We start from the raw sequence: 22,856 nt of genomic DNA on the forward strand, positions 1-22,856 counted from the left end.
AATATGAAATTACCTAATTTTATAGAAAATAATATTTTTGAGAGTATTAGAGAAGATATGAATATAGACAAGGATTATATATTAGAATTGTGCTATAATTATGATTTTGAAAATAAGAAAATAGATAATAAATACAGAAGATATAGTAGAGACTGGATTAGTATCTCAGAAGAATATAAGAAAAATAAAAATTACAAGTGTGAAGAATGTGGTTTAGACTGTTTTATTACTAAATACTATTTACATGTTCATCATATTAATAATAATAGATTTAATAATAGTGATAGAAATTTAAAAGCTCTATGTAGAGCTTGTCTTAGGAAATAATTAAATTGTAATAAACTACATTTTTAATGGTTAAAATATAAATGAGGCTCTAGATTGTGTTATTTTCAGTCTAGAGTTTTTTATTGAAAATAAAATAAGGAGTAATAAGATGTCAAATAAAAATGTTTTTTTAGAAGGCTTAAAAGATGGCAATGTAAAAATATCTCTTATGATAATAAAAAAGTTATATAAAGATGGAAATAAAAATGTATATTTATTAAGTGACAAGACTGGTTATATAAATGGTAAAATAGCATCGAAGTTAAGATTAGAACCAGGACAAGTTGTTGAAATAGAAGGAGTTAAGAATTCGGTAATAGATGTAAACCATTTGAAGAATGTTGAAGAATATGAAATTGAAGATTACCTAGTAACTGTAAAAAGACCTATAGAAGAAATCATGAATTATATAGAAGAAATAACTAAAGAATGTATAACTTCACCTGAAGGAAAAAAATTAAATGATTACTTTTTTAAAGATGAAAAATTTCTTGAAAAATTTAAAAAAGGAATAGGTGGAGTATCTATGCACCATAATTATATAGGTGGACTTGCAGAACATACACTAAACGTAATGTATTTAACTAAAATTCTATGCAAAAGATACAATTGTAGAAGAAAAGAGATTGCGGTTTTAAGTGCAAAACTTCATGATATAGGTAAATTAGATGAACTTTATTATAATGGTCCTTTTAAATATACTCTTGAAGGAGAACTAGAAGGTCATATTATAATTGGAGTTCAGATAATAGATAGGGCAATTAGAGATATGAATGTTCCTTTTAGTGAAGATTTTATACGAAGAATAAAAGGCTGTATTGTTCAACATCATGGAAAGCTTGAATATGGATCTCCAAGAGTAGCAAATATGGAAGAGTCCATAATACTTAATTTTGCAGATAATATTGATGCTACTATGAATAAAATAGAGCAAATAAAAGAAGATACTAGAAAGAATTCCTGGTCACAATATGATAGAAGAATAGAAACAAAGCTTTATCTGTAAATTTAAATCGTTATATAAAATATGATATAGTTTAATAATTATATTACTTAACATAAAAAGGTATCTAATATTAGATACCTTTTTATAAGCTCTGCAATTATAACATTAACATTATAAAGTCATAACCAATATATAATGCAGATAATCCTACTAAACCATAGATTATTCTACTAAGGGTACTTATATTACCAAAATTACCTCCACCAGCTAGTAAAGCTGCTACTAAATCAAATTTAAATAAAGCAACTAAGCCCCAGTTAAGAGCTCCAATTAAAACTAAAGTTATACATATATTATAAATTATATCCATAATAATTCCTCCTTTTGTAAATTTATGATATTATTATTTGTAAAACTATATATTATATTCTAAAAAATAACAAATTTTTATATTAAGTATTTTTTATATTAAATATTTTATAGATATAATGAGTTAGTAAAAAATATTAAATTATTATTATTTAAATATTTATAGTAAATATTTTTAGGTTAGCTTTATAGAATATTTAAATATATAGATAAAAAGTATTGATTAGTTTTTAGGAATAAAGGTTTTTTATTTTGATATTAATAACTTTAGCAGGATAAAAAAGGATAATAATAAAAAGGTGTGAAATATAGATAAATATACAAGAAATAAGTTAGATATCTTTAATGTTTATAGGGAGGAGATTAAATTGTCTATATTATCGTTTGTTCAAGCTACAGTTTTAAAATCTATCAATATAATAGCGAAAGTAATAAAAGTTGATATAGAGGTTGTTGATACAAATCTTTATAGAATAGCAGGAACTGGCAAATTTGCAATTAAAATAAATCAAGATATGAGCTTGAATGGATATGTATATAAAAATATTTTAAAAATAGGGGAGACAAAAGTAATTACAGATCCAGGAATTGATTTATATTGTAAAAACTGTAAAAATTATAAACAGTGCAATGAAACATTTGAGATTGCAACACCTATAAAAATGAGGGATAAAGTAATAGGTGTAATAGGTTTAGTAAGTTTTAATGAGAAGCAAAAGGAAGTATTAGAAAGTGATTTAGATTTATACGTAGCTTTGATAGAGCAAATAGCTGATTTTATAGGAAGTAAAGCATATGAATATTTACAAAAAAATAATAAGGATAGTAGTATCGAAAATTTAGAAAAAATAATATCAAAAATAGATCAATGTGCTATTGTTGTTAATAAAAAAGATGAAATAGAAAATATAAATAAAAATGCATTAAATCAACTAAACTTAAGAAAAAATATATTAAGAAATAATATAATTATAAAAAAAACTGGTGATGAGATACAGGGGAAGCTAGAATATAGTATAAATATTAATGGAGAGAAATTTAATGTTATAGGAGAATTAATTAATATAAATGATGAAAAATATAATAATATATTATTATTTGATAATGTGGTAAGTAATAATTTAAATGTATCTAAATCAGAAAATATAAATAAAAATATAGAAATAATTGGAGATTCTAAGTTAATTAAACAATTAAAAAAAGAAATAAAGATGGTGTCAAAGTCATCGTCATCAATTCTTATAAGAGGCGATAGTGGAAGCGGAAAAAGTTTAGTAGCATATAATATATGGAATGAAAGTCATAAGTCGAATAGTCCACTTATAGTTGTAGATTGCAATCTAGTTCCAGAGGAGTATCTTGAAGCTGAATTATTTGGATATGTTAAAAATAATGGAGACAGTTCTAAGTCAAGAGGTCAAATTGGAAAGCTAGAGATGGCTAATAAAGGGACCATATTCATTAATGGAATTAGTGAATTATCATTATATCTACAAAGCAAATTATTAAGAGCGATAAAAGAAAATCAAATAAATAGGATAGGGTCAAATCGAATAATACCAATCGATGTAAGAATAATCGCAGGAACAAATAAAGATATAAAAGCTTTAGTAGATAAAAATTTATTTATAAAGGATTTATATTATATTCTAAATGTAATTCCTATGAAAATTCCACCTTTAAGAGAAAGAAAAGAAGATATAGAAGAATTAGTCTTTTATTTTATAGATTATTTTTGTGAGCTATTTGATAAGTTTTTCTATAAAATTGAGGATGATGTAATAGATATTTTATATTCTTATTCTTGGCCAGGAAATGTTAGAGAACTTAAGAATACAATAGAATTTATGATAAATATGATGGAGCATGATGGGATATTAAATATAAACACTATACCTCAAAATATTTTAGAGAATGAAATAATAGAAAAAGATATAACTCCAATTAGAGAATTAGAAAAAAAGGAAATATTAAAAGCTTTAAACATATATGGATATGATTTTGAAGGAAAGAAAAAAGCTGCTGAAAAATTAGGATTAAGTATGGCAACCTTATATAGAAAGTTAGAAAAGTATGGTTTCTCAAAATGAAAAACAAAAAATAATAAAAATATTTTTTCTTATCAAAGTGAGAAATTAGGTGTAAAACTTTATAAAATTTGAATTTAATAATGGAGCAAATCATTTATCAAAATGAGAAGTTTTTCTCAGTTAGATAAATGATTTTTTGTTGTTGATATGGTATTGGAAATGAAGTACTATGTTGTTGGAGGTGTTGTAAATACTAGGTGTAGAATAGTAATTATATAAATAATAAACGTGTGATGTATGATAGAAAATAAAAAAGGTAGATATATATTTTCTATGAGGTGAGAAACTTTTATAAAAGTCTTAATCTACATAAATAAACTTATTTACTAAAATTATATAATTTTTCTAAAGAACTAGGTATTAAAATAATTAGGTAAAAGATGAATTTTTTAGATTTGGATTAAATATACTTAAAGTGTTAGGGTAAGCTATACATTAGGAAGTTATATATCTAAACTATGTAATGAAGGTATATAAAACTCATTTTTTAGAAAATGTTTACTTAAGAGGATGGAGAAAAAATATCAAAATAAGGTGTATAGAATAGTATATCTGATATAAATTATTATGAGTCAGCTAGATTGGTAGTTAAGAAGTATAAAGAATTAGGAATAATAATAGCTTAAGATACTTATTGATATAGCTGTAAAAATATTTAAACTTATACTATACAAAATAGTATCAGAAGTATATGAGCAACCTTAAGAAGAAAAACCTACACATATATTTTTACATATAGATTTGAATATTTGTGAAGATCAGTACAATGAAATTTTATAAATATATATAAAGATGTATAGAGATGATAGACTAGTGACAAGTATTGAGCACTAAAAGAAATGAACATATATAAATTCACAAAAGAAGAAATGAGAACAATTATAAAAGTTTATATGCTAAATATAATGGTAGCATTAGACTGTGCAAATCAGATCCTATAGGAGGGAAATTTAAATAAATTCTTGAGATGGATTTTTATATTATTAAGCACAATTAGCATTAAAATAAATGAGAATATTAATAAGTCTAAATTTTGAGAAAGAAAATTACTTAAAGATTAAAAAAATATAAAAGCTAGAGTAAATTAATTATAAAGTTCTAGGCAATGCAATTTTAACATTGATAGATATAAAATCAGCGTTATATGCAGGAAACTTAGTAGCTGTAGATTTACATATAGATGAAGATTTTATTAGAAATATATATACATAAAAAATAAGATGGATTTGATTGTGAAATAACTAAATATAATTTTTGTACAAATAGAAGTTATTATTTAGCTAAAGTAAGAATTAAAGCTATTTGAGAAGATTACAAAAGTTTATTAATAATTGATGAAAGCTTTGTTATAAAATAATAAAAATTAATTTTATATAGGAGGTTGGATATGTTAGAAAATATAATAATTGCGTTAGCTGATTTTTTATGGGGATTTCCAACGATGATTTTAATCTTTGTTACAGGTTTAGTATTTAGTATAAAAACTGGCTTCTTTCAAATAAGATGCTTACCATATGTTCTTAAAGAAACCTTAGGATCTATATTTAAAAAAGATAAAATCTTAAAGTCCGAAGGAGTTATGACTCCATTCCAGGCTGTAGCTACAGCACTTTCTGGAACAGTAGGGACTGCTAATATAGCAGGTATAGCAACAGCAATAGCAATAGGGGGTCCAGGATCTGTATTTTGGATGTGGTTTGTAGCTATGCTAGGTATGATAACTAAGATGGTAGAAGTTTCTTTAGCAGTTTATTATAGAGAGAAAGATAAAGATGGAAATTTCTATGGTGGACCAATGTATTATATAGAAAAAGGATTAGGAGATAAATGGAGATTATTAGCTAAATTTTTTGCAGTTATGATGATTTTAGGTGCATTGGGAACAGCGGTATTTGTACAACCTCATACAATGTCTCAAGCTATGAATAATATATTCAATATACCACCAGTAGCTACTGTATTGATAGTAACAGCAATAACCGGAATAGTAGTAATTGGTGGATTTAAAAGAATAGGACAATTCTGTGAAAAGATAACACCAGCGATGTGTATACTATATATAGTAGCTTCATTAGGGGTTATAATTATAAATATAGAAAACTTACCTACTGTGATAAGTAATATATTTGTTTATGCATTTCAACCAATGCCAGCAATCGGAGGGTTTGCTGGATCTACAGTATTATTAACTCTAAGAAGAGGAATGTCTAGAGGAATATTTTCAAATGAAGCAGGTATGGGTTCAGCACCAATGGTACATGCGACTGCAATAACAGATCATCCAATTAGACAAGGATTATATGGAGTATTTGAAGTTTTTGTAGATACATTAGTTGTAGGTAGTTGTACATCACTTGCGATACTTTGTTGTGGGCCTGAAGTTTGGGCTAGTGGATTAAATGGTGTAGATTTGACAATAGCTGCATTTTCGAGTGTTTATGGTGGTTTTGGTAGTTATATAATAGGGATATGTGTATTATTATTTGCACTTTCAACTATGATTGGTTGGGCTATAGAGTATGAAACATCTGTAGTATATGTATTTGGAAATAAATACATAAAACTATTTAGATGGATATATTTAATACCGCCATTTTTAACGCTTGGAAAAACTACAGAAATGATATGGACTGTAGTTGATGTTGCGACAGGAATAGAAATCATACCGAATTTAATAGCTGTATTTATGTTAAGTGGAGTATTTACGAAGTTATTTAAAGATTTTACATTAAACCATATGTATGATAAAAGTAAGGTACAATAATAAAATTTATATATTTACTTAATTTAATAAATTAAATCATGGATAGTTAGTTAATACTAGAAGAGAAATTATAGCTCATTTAGAAAATGAAAAATATAATTCTTAACTTGAATTAGGGATTAGAAATTCAAAGGAATAAGATGTTTCTATTCTAGAATTATTTATCTTTGAATTTTAAGTAGTAATGAATTTTAGTTTTTAATAAGCGTTAAAAAGAATTTATAACTTAGATATAGATAGTTTTATTGATTAAGAGAGCATCAATTAGAGATGCTCTTTTTGTTTAAAATAAGAACAATTATTTTTATTTTAGGACAAATAGATTTAGAATAATTATTCTACTTTAAAAATATATTTATAAAATGAAGAATAAGGAGGGAAAGTATATGAACTATAGAGATTTATTTGATGGTATAGATGAACAAGTACAGTTACCAGATGGTACTTATATAACTCCTATTAATTTTGATAATGGGGCTACAACACCACCTTTAAAAAGTGTGACTCAAATAATTTTAGATAATATAAAAAATTATGGACCTATAGATAGAGGTGTAGGCTTTAAGGGTGAATACTGTACAACAATGTTTAGCAAGGCTAGAGAGGCTTTATTAAGTTTTTTTGGATTAGAAAATTGCAATACACATACAGTAGTATATACTAAATCAGATACAGAAGCCTTAAATATACTAGCAAATATTCTTATAGAAGGTAAAGAAGACATAATTATAACAACTAGAATGGAACATCATGCTAACGATATACCTTTTAGAAGAGTAGGAAAAATGGTTTACATTGATGTAGATGAATTAGGTAGGATAAATATAGATGATATAGAAGATGAACTTATAAAAGGAAAAGGAAGGGTTAAGCTTGTAACTGTTACGGGAGCATCAAATGTTACTGGATATGTTATACCAGTACATGATATTGCAAGGCTTGCACATAGATACAATGCATTAATAATTGTTGATGGAGCTCAGTTAATAGCGCATAAAAAAATAGATATGAAAGGAACCTGTGAAGAGGAATGTATAGACTTTATGACTTTTTCTGCTCATAAGGCATATGCACCTTTTGGTAGTGGCGCAATTATTGGCAAAAAAGAATATTTGAATAATACAGAGCCTTTTTTATCTGGAGGAGGTTGTGTTTCAGGAGTATTTGATGAAAAAACTATTTGGACTGGAATACCAGAAAAATTTGAAGCTGGAACTCAAAACTTCTTTGGAGTAATAGCAATGGCTAAGGCTTTAAGTGATTTACAAAATATCGGATTTGAAAATATAGAAAAGCATGAAGCTAGAATAAAAAATTACATGATAAATAATATGAAAAAAATAAATAATGTAATTTTGTATGGAGATACAAATTACACAGATGATAGATTAGGAGTAATAGCTTTTAATGCTAAAGATAGAAATTATGAAGATTTAGCAATAAAAATGGCGACAGAAAAAGGTATTTCATTAAGAGCAGGTAAGTTCTGTGCTCATCCATATGTATTTAGATTACTAGGAGTAAGAGATTGGGATGCATATAGAGATATAGTCTCTGGAGATTATTGTTATGGAATGGTAAGGGTTAGTCTTGGACTTTATAATACAATTGAAGAAGCTGATAAATTCCTAAATCAATTAGATTTTATTGCAAATAGAAAGAATCCAAATCGTAGATACAGAACATCTCATGGAATAATCAGATTTTAAATAATTTAATTTTTATATTTTTAAATATATTATACAAATTTTATTTGACATAAATATATAATAGTATATATAATTTATTTTTAAAATAATTTTTTGAATAAAATAGACTAGAGGTGAATTATGACTAATGATATGACAAAGGGAAGTCCCTTAAGAATTTTTATATTATTTTCAATACCATTATTAATAGGAAATATATTTCAGCAATTATATAGCATGGTTGATACAATCATAGTAGGTAGATTTGTAGGCGTAGATGCACTGGCTGCAGTAGGTTCTACAGGTTCAATGTTTTTTTTAGTAAATGGTATGATACTAGGACTTACTAGTGGATTTTCGGTATTAGTTTCTCAAAAATTTGGAGCTAAAGATGAAGAAGGACTTAAAAAATCTGTAGCAAGTAATATTATATTAACAATAATATCAACAATTATAATTACAGTAGTTGCTTTAGTAGTAAAAAATCCTCTACTTAAGCTTATGAATACTCCAGATAATATTTTTAATGATGCAAATATATATATAACTATAATTTTTGCTGGTATATTTACTCAAACAACTTACAATATGGCAGCAGGAATATTAAGAGCTATAGGGGATAGTAAAACTCCATTATATTTCTTAATAATATCGTCAGTTATTAATATAGTTTTAGACTTAGTATTTATTATTAATTTTAATATGGGTGTTGCAGGCGCAGCTTATGCTACAAATATAGCACAAGGTATTTCTGGGATACTGTGCTTAGTATATAGTTATAAGAAGTTTAAAGTTTTAAGACTTAAAAGAGAAGATTTTAAGGTTGATAAAAGCTATTATACAACACATTTAAAAGTTGGTATACCAATGGGGTTACAATTCTCAGTTACAGCAGTTGGAGTAATTATAGTTCAAAGTGCTGTTAATGTATTTGGTTCAAATATTATAGCATCATATACAGCATCATCAAAAGTACTTCAATTAGTTATGCAACCATTAATATCATTTGGGGTTACAATGGCAACTTATGCAGGTCAAAACTTGGGAGCTAAGAGATTTGATCGTATAAGAAATGGTATGAGTATAATGAATAAGATTTCTATAATAACAAGTTTAATAGCAGGAGCTATTTTAGTTTTCTTTGGAAAATATTTCGTAATGATATTTATAGAAAATCCAGGTGATGAGATCATTAGGTATGCTCAAGATGTATTAAATTATTCAGCAGTATTTATGATATTCTTAGGGTTTATATTTGTATATAGAAATGTTTTACAAGGTATGGGAGAATCTTTTGTACCTATGATGGCTGGAGTTTATGAATTAGTTGCTAGAAGTATAGTTGCTTTCACACTTCCTAAATACATTGGGTTTACTGGGATATGTTTATCAGACCCTATTGCATGGATAGCTGCGGCTGTTCCTTTAATGATAACTTATCGCAATAGAATTAACAAGATTATAGATGAAGATAAAGAAGAAGGTATTGCTGCATAGCAATACCTTTTTTATGCTTGAGTAAGTAAAATGATATCTTTTGTTATTTAGTTATGTTTGCATTTTGATTATACTATAGATTATTAATATTATCTTTGTTTATCTTTAAAAAATGTAAACAAACTCTTTCTAAAATTGTATTTCTAGATAAATATACTTATTAGTCGTTATAAGATTTTACAAACTTTAACTTTAAGCAAAATAAGAATAAAGCTATTTTTATTATAATAATATTCTATTTATATTATCAATACTAGAATTACCTCGAGTCAAGTATTAAATTGAAATCTAGTTCCATAAGTAAAGACATAGATAGAAGTTTATTAATACTATCTATATGATACTTATAAATAGTGCCATTAGACCAATTTGATTTATCTAAAGGATTATTTTTTAATAGATATAATCCATGAATATGATGAAGTAATTGCTCAAATATATTAAAGTATTCTTTAAGCTCAGTAAAATCAGCATCTTTGTTAGCGTATGTAATCTCATCTAAAAGAAGATTATAATAATTTTGTAAATCATCAAATATCTCTTCATATTTCCAGTAGTTACTAAAATCATTTTTAGCAACCATTTCAGAGGCAATATCTATACAATCAGCATGAGCTGATTTAAAAGCAGAGCATAAATGTTTTAGGTATTTAGGGCGACTTACACCATAATTAACTAGTAAAGCTATTAATAATCCTATTAAGGTATCTATAGTACGAAAAATAGAATATGTTAAAGGATTATTTTGGCCAATGCCTATAAGTATAGCTGTAAAAGTTACAGATGCAATACCAGCTGAGTCTGATATTTTTAAAGAGTTACATAAATGTATAATTAGAATAACTCCTAAAGCAGTGGATATAATTTCTCCATGGGTAAGAATAGCAAATATATATCCTACAAAACCTCCAAGTAATGTTCCTAATATTCTTGTACGAGCATCAGAAACAGAGCTTTTCATTGTATTTTTTATGGAAAATATACACACTGATACCGTATATACTGGAGTTTCTACTAATCCAAAATATCCTGCCAACATTGCTAAAAATACGGCTATCCCTGTCTTGATCGTTCTAAGTCCTATTTTTTTCATATAGAATTTTAAGGCTTATAAACCCTTGTATAACTCCTTTCGTAATAGTATCATATACTTTTTTATAATTTATATATAACAATTTTATAAAACATATTTTATTATATACTGTATAGAAGAACTTATTTATTCAAGATAATATCTGCCAAAATTTTTACTTTTTTTACCATATTGGATTGCTTTTTTAGGACATCTATGGATACAAGCCAAGCATTGTAGGCAATACTTATCCCAAAAAGGTTTACCATCTACTAATTTAATACAGTCAACAGGACAAATATCTTGACATAAACCACAAGATACACAACTATTTTCTACTGTAAATGATTTTGTATTTCTAGCGTATTTATTAAATAAAGGAGCAACTAATTTTGTTTTTAAAACTGAAAAACTTCCTTTATTTATTTTACAGACAGAATTTTTATTACTAACTTCTATACAAATTTCATTGATTATTTTTTCAGCATTTTCAAGTTTAGAATCTATGACTTCCTTTGAATCAATATCTGAACTTATTATATAATTATTAGGCATATCAATAGAATAAACACTATTTATTGAATAATTTTTTTTTAGTAACTTACCTATATTGCCAGCTTCGCTATCACAAGTACATATAAGGAAAGAAAAAGAACATTTTTCAAATTTCAATTCCTTTATAAAATTTAGCATTATTTCAGCAGGAAGCCAAGCGTAAGTTGGACATACAAATCCAATAATTTCACCTTCTTTTACGTGGATATCATCACTTTTATTTATATCAATTATATTTACAACATCTTCGTTTAATTTTTTACCTATTTTCTTTGCAACCCATCTTGAGTTTCCTGTACCAGAAAAATAATAAACCATAAATATCCTCCAAAATAAAAGTTTTCTATATTATAACATATAACAAATATGATTTATAACTTAAGAGTTCATACCATTTATTAAAGTAATTATCTTGTATTATAAATTATTTAAAAAGTTAATGTTAAGTTAATCTTCTAATATTAAACTTAAGTCATAACTTAATAGGAGGAGATTAGATGCTTACATTAAAAAATATTAAGAAAAGTTACACAACAGGTAGCTTTACACAGACAGCACTAGATGGTGTGTCAGTAAATTTTAGAAAAAATGAATTTGTGACCATTTTAGGGCCAAGTGGTTCAGGAAAAACAACGTGCCTAAATGTAATAGGTGGTCTTGATAAATATGATAGTGGGGATTTGATAATAAATGGAAGATCAACAAAAGAATTTAAAGACACAGATTGGGATGCATATAGAAATAATAGTATAGGATTTATTTTTCAAAGTTACAACTTAATAAATCATTTAGATATAATATCAAATGTAGAGATGGGGATGACTCTAAGTGGTGTTTCTCCAAAAGAAAAAAGAGAAAAAGCACTAGAAGTACTTGAAAGAGTAGGTCTAAAAGAACATGTACATAAAAAGCCCAATCAACTTTCAGGTGGTCAAATGCAAAGAGTTGCTATTGCAAGGGCACTTGCCAATGATCCTGATATAATATTAGCTGATGAGCCAACAGGAGCACTTGATACAAAAACTAGTGTTCAAATAATGGAGCTAATAAAAGATATAGCAAAAGACAAATTAGTAATAATGGTTACGCATAATCCTGAGTTAGCACATGATTATGCAGATAGAATAATAGAATTTAGAGATGGTAATATAATATCTGATTCAAATATATTAGAAGAAGGAGTTCATGATGGTTCTTACTCATTAAAGAAAACTAGTATGAACTTCTTAACAGCGTTAAAGCTATCTGCTACAAATATTAAAACTAAAAAAGGTAGAACTTTTTTAACAGCATTTGCATCAAGTATAGGTATAATAGGAATCGCTGTAATACTTAGTTTATCAACTGGTTTTAAAACAAAAATTGAAGAAGTTCAATCGGATACTTTATCAGAATATCCAATAACAATAACTCAAAGTTCTCAACAAATAGATGAAGAGACTATTGAAAATATGAGAGGAGAAATGCAAAGTAGTATTACAGGTAATGTAGAGTATGTTGATAGCGATGAAGTATATTTATATGATATAAGTGATACAATAAAGACTCATGTAAATAATTTTAGTGAAGAATTTATAGAACATCTAAATGATATAGATAAAAACATCTGTTCAAGTATTGGATATACAAGAATAGCATCTATGAATCTTATCAGAAAAATAGATGATACTTATAAATCAGTTTCATTTGCAAGCGAGAATGGTAATTTACCTATGCAATCAGCTACAATATCATCTTACCCAGAGATGATTGATACTAGTAATGGATCTTATATAGAAAAAAATTATGATTTATTAGCTGGAAAATATCCAACAGAGGATACAGACTTAGTTCTTGTAGTAGATTCTAAAAATAGAGTTGATATAAATCTTTTAAAATCTCTTGGTATAGATACAAAAGATATAAGTAGTATAGATTTTGATGAATTAGTTGGGATGGAATTTAAGCTTATAGATAATGATGATTACTATGAAAAAACAAATTTTGGAACGTATATGCCGACTGATGATTTAGAAAAAGCTTATAAAAGTAAAAATAGTACAACTTTAACTTTAAAAGCTATAGTGCGTTCAAATCCTGATAGTGGAGTAGGAATATTAGCTAATGGAATAGCGTATAGTGATAAACTTACAGAGCTAGTAGTAGAAAATGGATTAGATTCAGAAATAGTAAAAGCTCAAAAGGACGCTGATTATAACGTTCTTACTAAAGAGGAATTAGATGAAAAATCTAAGTCATCTTTAATATCGTACTTAGGTGGAGACTCGACTCCATATGCTATTATGATTTATCCTAAGAACTTTGACTCTAAGGATCAAGTTGTAAGCTACTTAGAAGATTATAATAGTAAAATAGATTCAGAAGATGACACAATTGTTTATACTGATTTAGCTCAAACTATGTCTGATATGTCTGGTGGTATAATGGATGCTATAACAATTGTACTAGTTGCCTTTGCATCAATATCATTAGTTGTTTCTTTAATAATGGTGGGTATAATTACTTATATATCTGTATTAGAGAGAACAAAAGAAATAGGAATACTTAGAGCGTTAGGTGCAAGAAAGAAAGATATAACAAGGGTATTTAATGCAGAAACATTTATAATAGGTACTTGTTCAGGATTATTAGGAATAATTATAGCATGGGGATTAACTTTCCCGATGAATGATATTCTTTACAATATGACAGAATTAGAAAATATCGCTTATTTAAATCCTCTACATGCAATAATGCTGTTAACAATAAGTGTAGTACTTACTATGATAGGTGGATGGATACCATCAAAATTTGCATCTAAAAAAGATCCAGTAGAATCTCTTAGAAGCTAATTGGAAAATCAAAGCAAACTATGATACTATAAAAATAGAATCATGGTTTGCTTATTTTTGATATAAATTTACTTGAAAGGGACTAACATATAAAATATGATTAAGATTTTAATTGTTGAAGACAATGATAATTTAAGAAAAATGATTGATATATATTTAAGGCAAAATAACTTTGAAACTTATTTAGCTAAAAATGGATTAGAGGCATTGGATATATTAGAAAAAAATGTTATTGACTTAATTGTATGTGATATTATGATGCCAAAGATGAATGGATTTGAACTTATTAAAGAATTAAGATGTATTTATGTTGACTTGCCTATAATAATAGTTACAGCAAAAGAATCTAAAGAAGATAAAATAGTAGGATTTAAGTTAGGAACAGATGATTATATGACAAAGCCAATAGACTTAGAAGAACTACTTATGAGGATAAAAGCTCTTCTTAGAAGATATAGTATAAAAAATAACCATAAACTAAATATAGGGGATGTAGAGTTGGATTATGATAAGCTAAGTGTTACTAAAAATGAAGAAAGTATATATCTACCTAAAAAAGAGTTTTATTTATTGTATAAATTACTAAGTTATCCAGGAAAAATATTCACACGAATGGAGCTTATGGATGATATATGGGGAATGGATAGTTGTAGTGAAGAGCAAACTGTAAATGTACATATTAGAAGACTTAGAGAAAAGTTTAAAGAATATAGTGAGTTTGAAATTATAACAGTAAGAGGTTTAGGTTATAAAGTGGAGAAGAAGGTTTAATGACTTTTAAAGAAAGAATTAGAAAGAGTATTAAGTATAAATTTAGAGTAGTTTTTATAATATCTATCGTAGTAGGAAATCTTATATCTAATTTGATAATAGCTCCTTACTTAAAAGATAGTATAAAAAATATACTAATCAATAGATATGAAGTTATAATATCAAAGTTACGTGAATATAAGGATGATGAAGAAAAATTAAAGGTATTATTAGATATATATAATGATTTATTTTATAAAATTCAAGTACAAGATAATATTTATAATATTCCAATTGATAAAAATCAAATGAATGTTCTTAATAAAGATAATGGTATAGTGTATTTAGCTAATAAGAAAGAGTTTAATATAATAACTAAAATAAAAAATGAATATTATATAATTTCTGTTGCTAATCATCACATACATTTATTACCAATTGCTTTGAATATATGGATATTGCTAATAACTACCTTAATTTCATTATCAATTATTAGTTTTGCATCAAAAAAGATAATTGATCCAATAGAAGAATTAGCAGAAGCTACTGACAAAATATCAGATGGTGATTTTAATATAAAAATTAAATCTAAATATAAAATTGAAGATGAATTAGGTAAGCTTATAAACAAATTTAATTCAATGGCAACTGATTTAAGCCATTTAGATTATATGCAAAAAGATTTTATAAATAATGTTTCTCATGAGTTTAAAACACCAATTTCAGCAATAAAAGGATATTTAACTATTTTAAAAAATGAACATATATCACAAGAGGAAAGGTTAGAATATATAAATATTGTTTTAGATGAAGTAAATAGATTATCAAGTTTATCATCAAATATTTTAGAATTATCAAAGCTAGATAATATGGAAAGTTTTAAAGGAAATCAAAAGTTTTCTTTAGATGAGCAAATAAGAAATACTGTTATACTTCTTGAGAAAGAATGGATTAAGAAAAATATTAATTTCAACTTAGATTTAAAACCAATATATTATTATGGGAAAGAGGAGTATTTAAAACAAGTATGGTTAAATATTATAAATAATGCTATAAAGTTCTCTCATGATAATGGAGTAATTAATATTTATTTTAACAAGAATGCTAATGAAGTTATAGTTATAATTGAAGATTTTGGGTGTGGGATGGATGAAAATACACAAAAGTATTTGTTTAATAGATTTTATCAAGGGGATGATTCAAGAAGTGAGTTAGGTTATGGACTAGGTTTATCTATATGTAAAAAAATAATTGAATTATCTAGTGGAAGTATAGAAGTAGAGAGTGAATTAAATAAATATACTAGGTTTATAGTTAAATTACCTTTTTAAAAAATATAGTAATATTATAAATAAAAAATAAAGATAAGTGGGGAAAAGTTAAATGACAAAACCATCAGTTTATCATAGCCAAGGATATACTTGTGCAGAAGCATTAATAAAATAATACAATGATGAGCATAACACAGATATACTTATAGCTTTAGGTAGTGGAATGGGAGTTGGAATGAAAGTAGGAAGTTTATGTTGAGCTGTAAATGCTACTACGAAGCTTTAAATGATATCTTAGAAAAGTAAACTAATAATAAAATATAGAATTTTTATCAAGGATTTCCATTTGAAAACATTTTATTAATTAATGAGTAAATAAAAAACACCTCAATGTAAATTATTGAAGTGTTTTTTTATTTATTATATTTGTTTTTGAACAAGACGAATAATTTTATCATCAGATTCATTAGGATTTCCACGACCATCTCTGTTACTTGTTGAAATATAGATAGATCCATCTTTTCCTTGAATCACTTCACGTAATCGTCCATATTCATTTTTCAAAAAATGTTCTATATTCATTACGATTGTACCAGTATCATTTAATGATATTACTAATAGTTCTTGCCCGCGAAGTGTAGCAACTAGTAATTTATCTTTTGAAAATTCTTGATTTATAAATGCAATACCAGATGGAGCCCAAGTTTTTCCTTGACTGTGAACTAAAGGTTTTTGAACTGTAATTTGACTAGAATCTTCATAGCCTTGAACAAGAGGCCATCCATAGTTACCTCCTGGAATTATTATATTTATTTCATCATGCGCTGATTGGCCATGCTCAGATGAATATAATATATTATTAGCGTTCCATGCTAATCCTTGTGGATTTCTATGACCTAAGCTATAAATAGGTGAGTTAGGAAATGGATTATCTATAGGAATATCTCCGCTAAGTTCTAGCCTTAGTATTTTTCCTGCTAAACTTGATATGTCTTGAGATAGGTTTGGATTTTGTGCATCTCCTGTTGCTATATATAATTTTTTATCTGGGCCTATCTTTATTCTTCCTCCATTATGAAATTGGTTACCAGGGATTTGATCTAAAAGAATTTTATCAATTGATAAAGAGTTATTTTTTTCAATTAATCTAATGACTCTATTATATATTTTATTATTATCACTATACGAATGCATAACGTACATATAGTGATTTTGAGAATAATGAGGATCTAGAACAAGCCCCATTAAACCACCTTCACCTTGACTTGTAAATGGATAATCAAAGGTGATAAGTGGATTTTGGTTAAGTATACCATTTTCAATAACTTTAATTGAGCCAGATCTTTCTGTAAAGTATATTTTTCCTTCATCGCTTATATCTATTGCCCAAGGAATATTTAAATCTTGTGCTATAATTTCTACTTCATAAGGAAATTGTCTTGTTGATATTAGTTTATATAAAAAATTATGGAATTTCTTCTTCATATAGCCATCCTCCAAATTATATATAATTATAATATATGAATATTAATAATTTGAAATAAAAATAAGTTTAAGATAAAAAGATTCGAAATTATATGAATTTAACAAAAATTTTACATAGATTAAATTGATAAATAATGAAAAATGTATTACAATATATAATATAATTGTACAAAATATTTGAATTTTATATTCAAGTAATTAGTGCGAATCTAGAATATATATAAGGGGGAATTTTATGACAGAATTGATGATAATTAGTGGTTTAGTATTAATCATCTGTATAACTTCAACTAAGGTGTTATATAAATTTGGAGTACCGATGCTTCTTATATTTATTGTCTTAGGCATGTTATTTGGATCAGACGGAATAGTTGGAATTTATTTTGATAACTATGAGCTAACTAGTATACTATCTTCGTTAGGATTGGTATTTATTATGTTCTATGGAGGTTTCGGTACAAACTGGAAGATGGCTAAGCCTGTAGCACTTCCATCAGTATTGATGTCTTCCTTAGGTGTTATAATTACGGCAGGTCTTACAGGTTTATTTTGCAACTTAGTAATAAAGACGACACTATTAGAAGGACTTTTAATAGGGGCAATAGTAGCATCTACAGATGCTGCATCAGTATTTGCTGTTTTAAGAGCTCAAAAATTAAATTTAAAAGGCTCATTAGCATCACTTTTAGAAGTTGAAAGTGGAAGTAATGACCCAATTGCATATATGATTACTATTATAATACTTACTATGATGAAAAGTTCTGGAGATATAAGTGTAAGTACAATGTTTCCTATAATAATTAAGCAGATTGCATTTGGATTAATAATAGGAGTTTTGCTTGCAAAAAGTACAGTTTATATACTTAAACGTTCAAACTTTGAAGTAGATGGATTTTATACAATATTTGTAACTGCTATTGCAATACTTTCATATTCACTTAGTGAGTCTTTAGGTGGAAATGGATATTTGAGTGTGTATATAGCAGGAATAATAATTGGAAATAATAAAATACCTAGAAAGAAAAGTATGTTCCATTTCTTTGATGGAGTTTCTTGGATTATGCAAATAGCATTATTCTTTATATTAGGTCTGTTATCTTTCCCATCAAAACTGCCTTATGTTACAGGAACGGCAGTATCTATATCTTTATTTATGATATTAATTGCAAGACCGTTAGCTACATTCATAATACTTAGCCCATTTAAATTTACAGTTAAAGAAAAAATATTTATATCTTGGGTTGGACTTAGAGGAGCAGCCTCAGTTGTTTTTGCAATATTTGCAGTAACATATGGAGTCAATATAGAGAATGATATATTCCATATAATATTCTTTATAGCTTTATTTTCTGTTGCAATACAAGGGACGCTTATACCAAAGGTAGCTAGCTTATTAGATTTAGTTGATGATGAAGAGGAAGGTTCAGTATTAAAAACATTTACAGATTACACAGGTGAAATAAATACCGATTTATTAGAGGTTAGTATAACAAAAGATAACCAATGGGTAGATAAAACAATTATGGATTCAAATATACCAGAAGAAATACTTATTGTTATGATAAAACGAGATAATAAAATACTAGTTCCTAAAGGTTCTACTGTAATAAGAAATGGAGATACACTAGTTTTAAGTGGCAATAATATAAAAAGTTTAATATAAAGAAAAATTTGGATTACATGTAAGTCATATATTTTAAAATAAATTAGGCATAAGCTAATCTATATATAAATAGATATGTTATGCCTAATTTATTATTTATATAAAAAAACTTTTAAGTTATCTTTATCATCAAGAGTAGCTAGTAAAACATTTTTCACATTAGTTTGATATAAATTATCTAATTCTGAAATAACCCAGTTTTCATTTTTATTAAATGACTTTAGTTCATTAAAATCAATTTTACCTTCTTTAATAATTGTTTTTGGAAGATAAAAAGATTTTGTTTCTATATTTAACATTGAAGGAGTAATTGGTTCATATTTAGGATCTAAAAAAACAGAAAGTTTGCCATTAGGTTCCCAAGCTGCTAATGCTACCTTTTTAACATCATCTACTTTTTCCTCACGCAATTCTTCTAATAACACATCAATTGATATTTTAGATTTCTTTAATCCATCATAAAGGATTTCTCCATTTTGAATAACTGTAATTGGTGGACTATTAATAAGTCTTCTAATAGATGGAAATTTAAAAATTATAAATACACCACAAAGATATAAGACAACTAATGTAATTGTTGTGATAATGGAGCCTTCTAATCCAAGTTTCTCATCAGATAATGGATGTGCAATAATATTGCCAACTACTAGTGTAATAGCAAAATCAATAACTCTTAATTGAGAAATAGAACGTTGCCCCAATAGCTTTGTAATTATTAGTAAAAAGAAAAAAGCAATAATAGCACGAAGTATCCAATCCATGATACTGAGTGTTTCTTGACTATGTAAAAAATGCATACAAAAGATCTCCTTTATGTAAAAATTTGATTATTATTTTATTTTAACCAATATATAATAAAAAATTAAAAGAAAGATTATAGTAGAGGCTATTCTAGGAATGAGTACTCTCGGTACAATCGATTAAAACACATTTAAATATGGTTTATTTTCTAATATAAAGCTCTAGTTAAAAGGTTTTATCATTAATTAATACCCTAATGTATAAAATTTAGAAAGATTATTTTTAGGGAGGGCAACATGATAAACAATCAAAGATATGTTATTTTATCACTTGAATTGCATTTATTTTTTTCTAGGATAATGAAAGAACACGCTTTTTTTTTAGAAGCTGGATTCACACCTAAGGATTCAAAACTTGCTAATGAAGCAGAGCATTATAAAAATGAATTTGAAAAATTATTAGCATATGCAGTGAGTGCTAGCGATGGAAAAATAAGATCAAATGTTTTAAATTCTGGAGAAATTATAACTGATTTTACATTAGGAACAGAATCAAAGAGCCAAGCATTTACAGGTATACAGATAAACCAAGAGATAACTAAGATAGAATCGAGATTAAATAGTGGAACAAATCCTAATATTAGCTCTAATTTAATAAATTATGTAAATCAACTTAATATGAATGCAAAGACACTTCTTAGTGGATTTATTAAGTTTAAGAAGAGAATATTAGATGGTGTTTTATCATGTAATTTATTTACACTCAACTACCCGTTACTTATTGAACATATAATTCGTGAAGCAGAGTTATATTTTTCATTAATAAATGATCTTCAGAATAAAGTTGATATTGACTCTAAGGATACTAGACAAACTGAATTATTCTGGGATCAAATTATGATGGAGCATGCGCTATTTATAAGAGGGTTATTAGACCCTTCAGAGGAGGATTTGATTGATACTGCAGATGAATTTGCAGATGAATTTAAAGATTTAATTGAAGATGCTAAGAATATGACAAATATGACTATAAATAGCGTTACAAATGAAACTTTAAATCAAACTGTCCAGCTTAAGAATTTTAAACAAGCAGGAACAGAAGGCATTTCTAGTTGTAAAATTAGATCTATAATACTGCCTCTTCTTGCAGATCATGTATTAAGAGAAGCTAATCATTATATTAGATTATTAGAAACTTATAAAGAGATGTAATTATTTCAACGAACAAGTTGAATTTCTATATGAATTTAATAAAGTTAGATGAGGTAATTAGTATTTCATCTAACTTGTTTTATTTTACTTTTATTAGATAAAGATTATAACACAGATTACTATAATGAGATCATTAATACATATATTGTAGAATAATGTAAAAAATATATATAATAGGAACTTATTTGACATTTATTCATACAATTATACTAGGAATTCTTTTTTATAAGAATTGCAATATAATTTAAAGGAAAAATGTAAATGAGTTGTCAAAATTATAAATGTCAAAAAAATTATAATAATTATAATAATTATAATGAATATAATGGATATAAATGTATTAATTCTTGTGGATGTACAGAGGGAATGACACATGTTCATGAATATGAAAGTAGTGTCAAATTAGCTGAAGAAGGATGCGATAGACATAATCATCGTGCTGCAGGAGTTACAGGTGAAGTTATACCAATAAATAATGGAACAAACCATGTTCATAAAATAAATGATAGAATAGACTTCTTAGATCATTTCCATAGAATATGTGTTACAACTGGCCCAGCAATTATGATACCAGGTACTAAGAAACATGTTCATTTAGTATGTGGAAATACTACTTTTGTTGATGAACACTGCCATCAATTCCTTTTCACTACTCAAATTAATGCTCCATTAGTATAAATATAAGTAAAATATTCATATTCAGAAGGTAAAGAAGGTATTGCTATTATAAGCAATACCTTTTATTTAATCTTTTTTATTTGAAAATGTATGCTTAGTGGTATAATAGATTGTAGTATATAAAAGTTTATTTTGATCTATAGAGTTATTAAAATATAAAAAACATTATATAAATAGCTTATTTAGGAGGTTTACTTATGAAAGAAAAAAGTAGTGTAGATGTGGCGAAAGCTTCTGTTAGAATGGCTATATCTTCAAGAACGGAAGAAGAGAGACTTATAGAAGAATTAAAAAAAGAGAATGTTTTAGCCGTAGCAGTAGATATTGGTGGAAATTTAAATTCATCTATTCCAAAAATAATAGAAAGGGCATTAGTTGCATCTAAAAGAACTGGAATAATTAAAGATTGTCATGTTCATGATGGTGCAATTGCAGGAGCTACTAGAGAAGCTATAATGCAAGTTTCAGAAAAGGCCAATGGACTAAATGTAGGTGGAAAAATTGGAGTTGCAAGATACAAAGAGCATATAAGTGTATGTATTTTTCTTAGTATAGGATTACTTCATTTAAACGAGGTAGTAATTGGACTTGGACATAGATCTATAGCAGATTTATAAATTATAAAGTTGACATAAATGAAAAAACTATATATAATTCCTTGTAAGTAGAAAAGTAGTATAGATAATTTAAATTATCTTAGTAGGTAGAATAGTAGAACAGTATATTAGTAGTAGAAATGTTATGTTGAATTAGAAGTATAGTAAGTAAAAGTAGAATAGAAGTTATTAATTCATCAAACGTTATAAAATATAAGTAATAAAATTACATATTTTAAAATACAGAAATATTAAATAGTAGCATAGTAGCATGAGTAGGATATATAGCTTTAATAGTTAATTATTTTGGAATTTACAATCC

At 26.4% G+C, this 22,856-nt stretch carries 18 protein-coding genes; 13 read left to right on the forward strand and 5 right to left on the reverse strand.

Annotated elements, in window-relative coordinates; all coding sequences use genetic code 11:
* Positions 1–3: 3 nt before the first annotated feature.
* Together HF520_RS03960 and HF520_RS03965 are read left to right on the forward strand one after the other, a co-directional pair.
* Complete coding sequence (locus HF520_RS03960; RefSeq protein WP_168572792.1) at positions 4–327, forward strand: HNH endonuclease; 324 nt, start codon at positions 4–6, stop codon at positions 325–327.
* A gap of 109 nt (positions 328–436) precedes the next feature.
* Positions 437–1,333 (forward strand): HD domain-containing protein, encoded by an 897-nt coding sequence (locus HF520_RS03965; RefSeq protein WP_168572793.1) that lies wholly within the window; start codon positions 437–439, stop codon positions 1,331–1,333.
* Between the two features lie 97 nt (positions 1,334–1,430).
* Here HF520_RS03965 and HF520_RS03970 read toward each other — a convergent pair whose 3' ends face one another.
* A complete protein-coding gene (locus HF520_RS03970) occupies positions 1,431–1,643 on the reverse strand; it encodes a DUF378 domain-containing protein (protein ID WP_168572794.1) in 213 nt (70 codons plus the stop codon).
* Between the two features lie 367 nt (positions 1,644–2,010).
* Between HF520_RS03970 and HF520_RS03975 the strand changes: the two genes are divergently transcribed.
* From HF520_RS03975 to HF520_RS03990, 4 genes are all read left to right on the forward strand, one after another.
* Positions 2,011–3,732 (forward strand): sigma-54 interaction domain-containing protein, encoded by a 1,722-nt coding sequence (locus HF520_RS03975; protein ID WP_168572795.1) that lies wholly within the window; start codon positions 2,011–2,013, stop codon positions 3,730–3,732.
* 1,387 nt (positions 3,733–5,119) lie between these two features.
* Complete coding sequence (locus HF520_RS03980; protein ID WP_168572796.1) at positions 5,120–6,496, forward strand: alanine/glycine:cation symporter family protein; 1,377 nt, start codon at positions 5,120–5,122, stop codon at positions 6,494–6,496.
* 386 nt (positions 6,497–6,882) lie between these two features.
* A complete protein-coding gene (locus HF520_RS03985) occupies positions 6,883–8,205 on the forward strand; it encodes an aminotransferase class V-fold PLP-dependent enzyme (protein ID WP_168572797.1) in 1,323 nt (440 codons plus the stop codon).
* Between the two features lie 120 nt (positions 8,206–8,325).
* On the forward strand, positions 8,326–9,681 hold the full coding sequence (locus HF520_RS03990) for an MATE family efflux transporter (RefSeq protein ID WP_168572798.1): 1,356 nt from the start codon (positions 8,326–8,328) through the stop codon (positions 9,679–9,681).
* Between the two features lie 259 nt (positions 9,682–9,940).
* Here the strand turns inward: HF520_RS03990 and HF520_RS03995 are convergent, their stop codons facing one another.
* A complete protein-coding gene (locus tag HF520_RS03995; RefSeq protein ID WP_168572799.1) occupies positions 9,941–10,774 on the reverse strand; it encodes an FUSC family protein in 834 nt (277 codons plus the stop codon).
* 126 nt (positions 10,775–10,900) lie between these two features.
* Entirely contained in the window at positions 10,901–11,626 is a 726-nt protein-coding gene (locus HF520_RS04000; RefSeq protein ID WP_168572800.1) for an EFR1 family ferrodoxin, read from the reverse strand.
* A gap of 179 nt (positions 11,627–11,805) precedes the next feature.
* Between HF520_RS04000 and HF520_RS04005 the strand changes: the two genes are divergently transcribed.
* The 3 genes from HF520_RS04005 (at position 11,806) to HF520_RS04015 (ending at position 16,220) form a co-directional block, all read left to right on the forward strand.
* The gene (locus HF520_RS04005; protein WP_168572801.1) at positions 11,806–14,139 is read left to right on the forward strand and encodes an ABC transporter ATP-binding protein/permease; all 2,334 of its coding nucleotides are present in this window, start codon (positions 11,806–11,808) and stop codon (positions 14,137–14,139) included.
* Positions 14,140–14,235: 96 nt separating this feature from the next.
* Positions 14,236–14,910, forward strand: coding sequence for a response regulator transcription factor (locus tag HF520_RS04010; protein ID WP_168572802.1), 675 nt, complete (start codon positions 14,236–14,238; stop codon positions 14,908–14,910).
* The gene (locus HF520_RS04015; protein ID WP_168572803.1) at positions 14,910–16,220 is read left to right on the forward strand and encodes a sensor histidine kinase; all 1,311 of its coding nucleotides are present in this window, start codon (positions 14,910–14,912) and stop codon (positions 16,218–16,220) included. The genes HF520_RS04010 and HF520_RS04015 overlap by 1 nt, the downstream gene beginning before the upstream one ends.
* Before the next feature lie 360 nt (positions 16,221–16,580).
* Here HF520_RS04015 and HF520_RS04020 read toward each other — a convergent pair whose 3' ends face one another.
* The gene (locus HF520_RS04020) at positions 16,581–17,645 is read right to left on the reverse strand and encodes a PQQ-dependent sugar dehydrogenase (RefSeq protein WP_168572804.1); all 1,065 of its coding nucleotides are present in this window, start codon (positions 17,643–17,645) and stop codon (positions 16,581–16,583) included.
* A gap of 235 nt (positions 17,646–17,880) precedes the next feature.
* Between HF520_RS04020 and HF520_RS04025 the strand changes: the two genes are divergently transcribed.
* Complete coding sequence (locus HF520_RS04025; protein WP_168572805.1) at positions 17,881–19,308, forward strand: potassium/proton antiporter; 1,428 nt, start codon at positions 17,881–17,883, stop codon at positions 19,306–19,308.
* Positions 19,309–19,400: 92 nt separating this feature from the next.
* Here HF520_RS04025 and HF520_RS04030 read toward each other — a convergent pair whose 3' ends face one another.
* Complete coding sequence (locus tag HF520_RS04030) at positions 19,401–20,105, reverse strand: DUF421 domain-containing protein (RefSeq protein WP_168572806.1); 705 nt, start codon at positions 20,103–20,105, stop codon at positions 19,401–19,403.
* Positions 20,106–20,345: 240 nt separating this feature from the next.
* Between HF520_RS04030 and HF520_RS04035 the strand changes: the two genes are divergently transcribed.
* The 3 genes from HF520_RS04035 (at position 20,346) to HF520_RS04045 (ending at position 22,555) form a co-directional block, all read left to right on the forward strand.
* A complete protein-coding gene (locus HF520_RS04035; protein WP_168572807.1) occupies positions 20,346–21,260 on the forward strand; it encodes a DUF2935 domain-containing protein in 915 nt (304 codons plus the stop codon).
* Between the two features lie 261 nt (positions 21,261–21,521).
* A complete protein-coding gene (locus HF520_RS04040; protein WP_168572808.1) occupies positions 21,522–21,938 on the forward strand; it encodes a YmaF family protein in 417 nt (138 codons plus the stop codon).
* Positions 21,939–22,135: 197 nt separating this feature from the next.
* Complete coding sequence (locus tag HF520_RS04045; RefSeq protein ID WP_168572809.1) at positions 22,136–22,555, forward strand: HutP family protein; 420 nt, start codon at positions 22,136–22,138, stop codon at positions 22,553–22,555.
* Positions 22,556–22,856 lie beyond the last annotated feature (301 nt).

It is taken from the genome of Romboutsia sp. CE17, from assembly GCF_012317385.1.
GTDB lineage: Bacteria > Bacillota > Clostridia > Peptostreptococcales > Peptostreptococcaceae > Romboutsia_E.

Excerpts from the sequence above, each read along its gene's own strand:
- HF520_RS04025 (WP_168572805.1), top strand. The coding sequence starts at position 17,881 with ATGACAGAATTGATGATAATTAGTGGTTTAGTATTAATCATCTGTATA.
- HF520_RS03965 (WP_168572793.1), top strand. The coding sequence starts at position 437 with ATGTCAAATAAAAATGTTTTTTTAGAAGGCTTAAAAGATGGCAATGTA.
- HF520_RS04035 (WP_168572807.1), top strand. The coding sequence starts at position 20,346 with ATGATAAACAATCAAAGATATGTTATTTTATCACTTGAATTGCATTTA.
- HF520_RS04045 (WP_168572809.1), top strand. The coding sequence starts at position 22,136 with ATGAAAGAAAAAAGTAGTGTAGATGTGGCGAAAGCTTCTGTTAGAATG.
- HF520_RS03960 (WP_168572792.1), top strand. The coding sequence starts at position 4 with ATGAAATTACCTAATTTTATAGAAAATAATATTTTTGAGAGTATTAGA.
- HF520_RS03995 (WP_168572799.1), bottom strand. The coding sequence starts at position 10,774 with ATGAAAAAAATAGGACTTAGAACGATCAAGACAGGGATAGCCGTATTT.
- HF520_RS03970 (WP_168572794.1), bottom strand. The coding sequence starts at position 1,643 with ATGGATATAATTTATAATATATGTATAACTTTAGTTTTAATTGGAGCT.
- HF520_RS04005 (WP_168572801.1), top strand. The coding sequence starts at position 11,806 with ATGCTTACATTAAAAAATATTAAGAAAAGTTACACAACAGGTAGCTTT.
- HF520_RS04010 (WP_168572802.1), top strand. The coding sequence starts at position 14,236 with ATGATTAAGATTTTAATTGTTGAAGACAATGATAATTTAAGAAAAATG.
- HF520_RS03990 (WP_168572798.1), top strand. The coding sequence starts at position 8,326 with ATGACTAATGATATGACAAAGGGAAGTCCCTTAAGAATTTTTATATTA.
- HF520_RS04030 (WP_168572806.1), bottom strand. The coding sequence starts at position 20,105 with ATGCATTTTTTACATAGTCAAGAAACACTCAGTATCATGGATTGGATA.
- HF520_RS04015 (WP_168572803.1), top strand. The coding sequence starts at position 14,910 with ATGACTTTTAAAGAAAGAATTAGAAAGAGTATTAAGTATAAATTTAGA.
- HF520_RS03980 (WP_168572796.1), top strand. The coding sequence starts at position 5,120 with ATGTTAGAAAATATAATAATTGCGTTAGCTGATTTTTTATGGGGATTT.
- HF520_RS04040 (WP_168572808.1), top strand. The coding sequence starts at position 21,522 with ATGAGTTGTCAAAATTATAAATGTCAAAAAAATTATAATAATTATAAT.
- HF520_RS04020 (WP_168572804.1), bottom strand. The coding sequence starts at position 17,645 with ATGAAGAAGAAATTCCATAATTTTTTATATAAACTAATATCAACAAGA.
- HF520_RS04000 (WP_168572800.1), bottom strand. The coding sequence starts at position 11,626 with ATGGTTTATTATTTTTCTGGTACAGGAAACTCAAGATGGGTTGCAAAG.
- HF520_RS03985 (WP_168572797.1), top strand. The coding sequence starts at position 6,883 with ATGAACTATAGAGATTTATTTGATGGTATAGATGAACAAGTACAGTTA.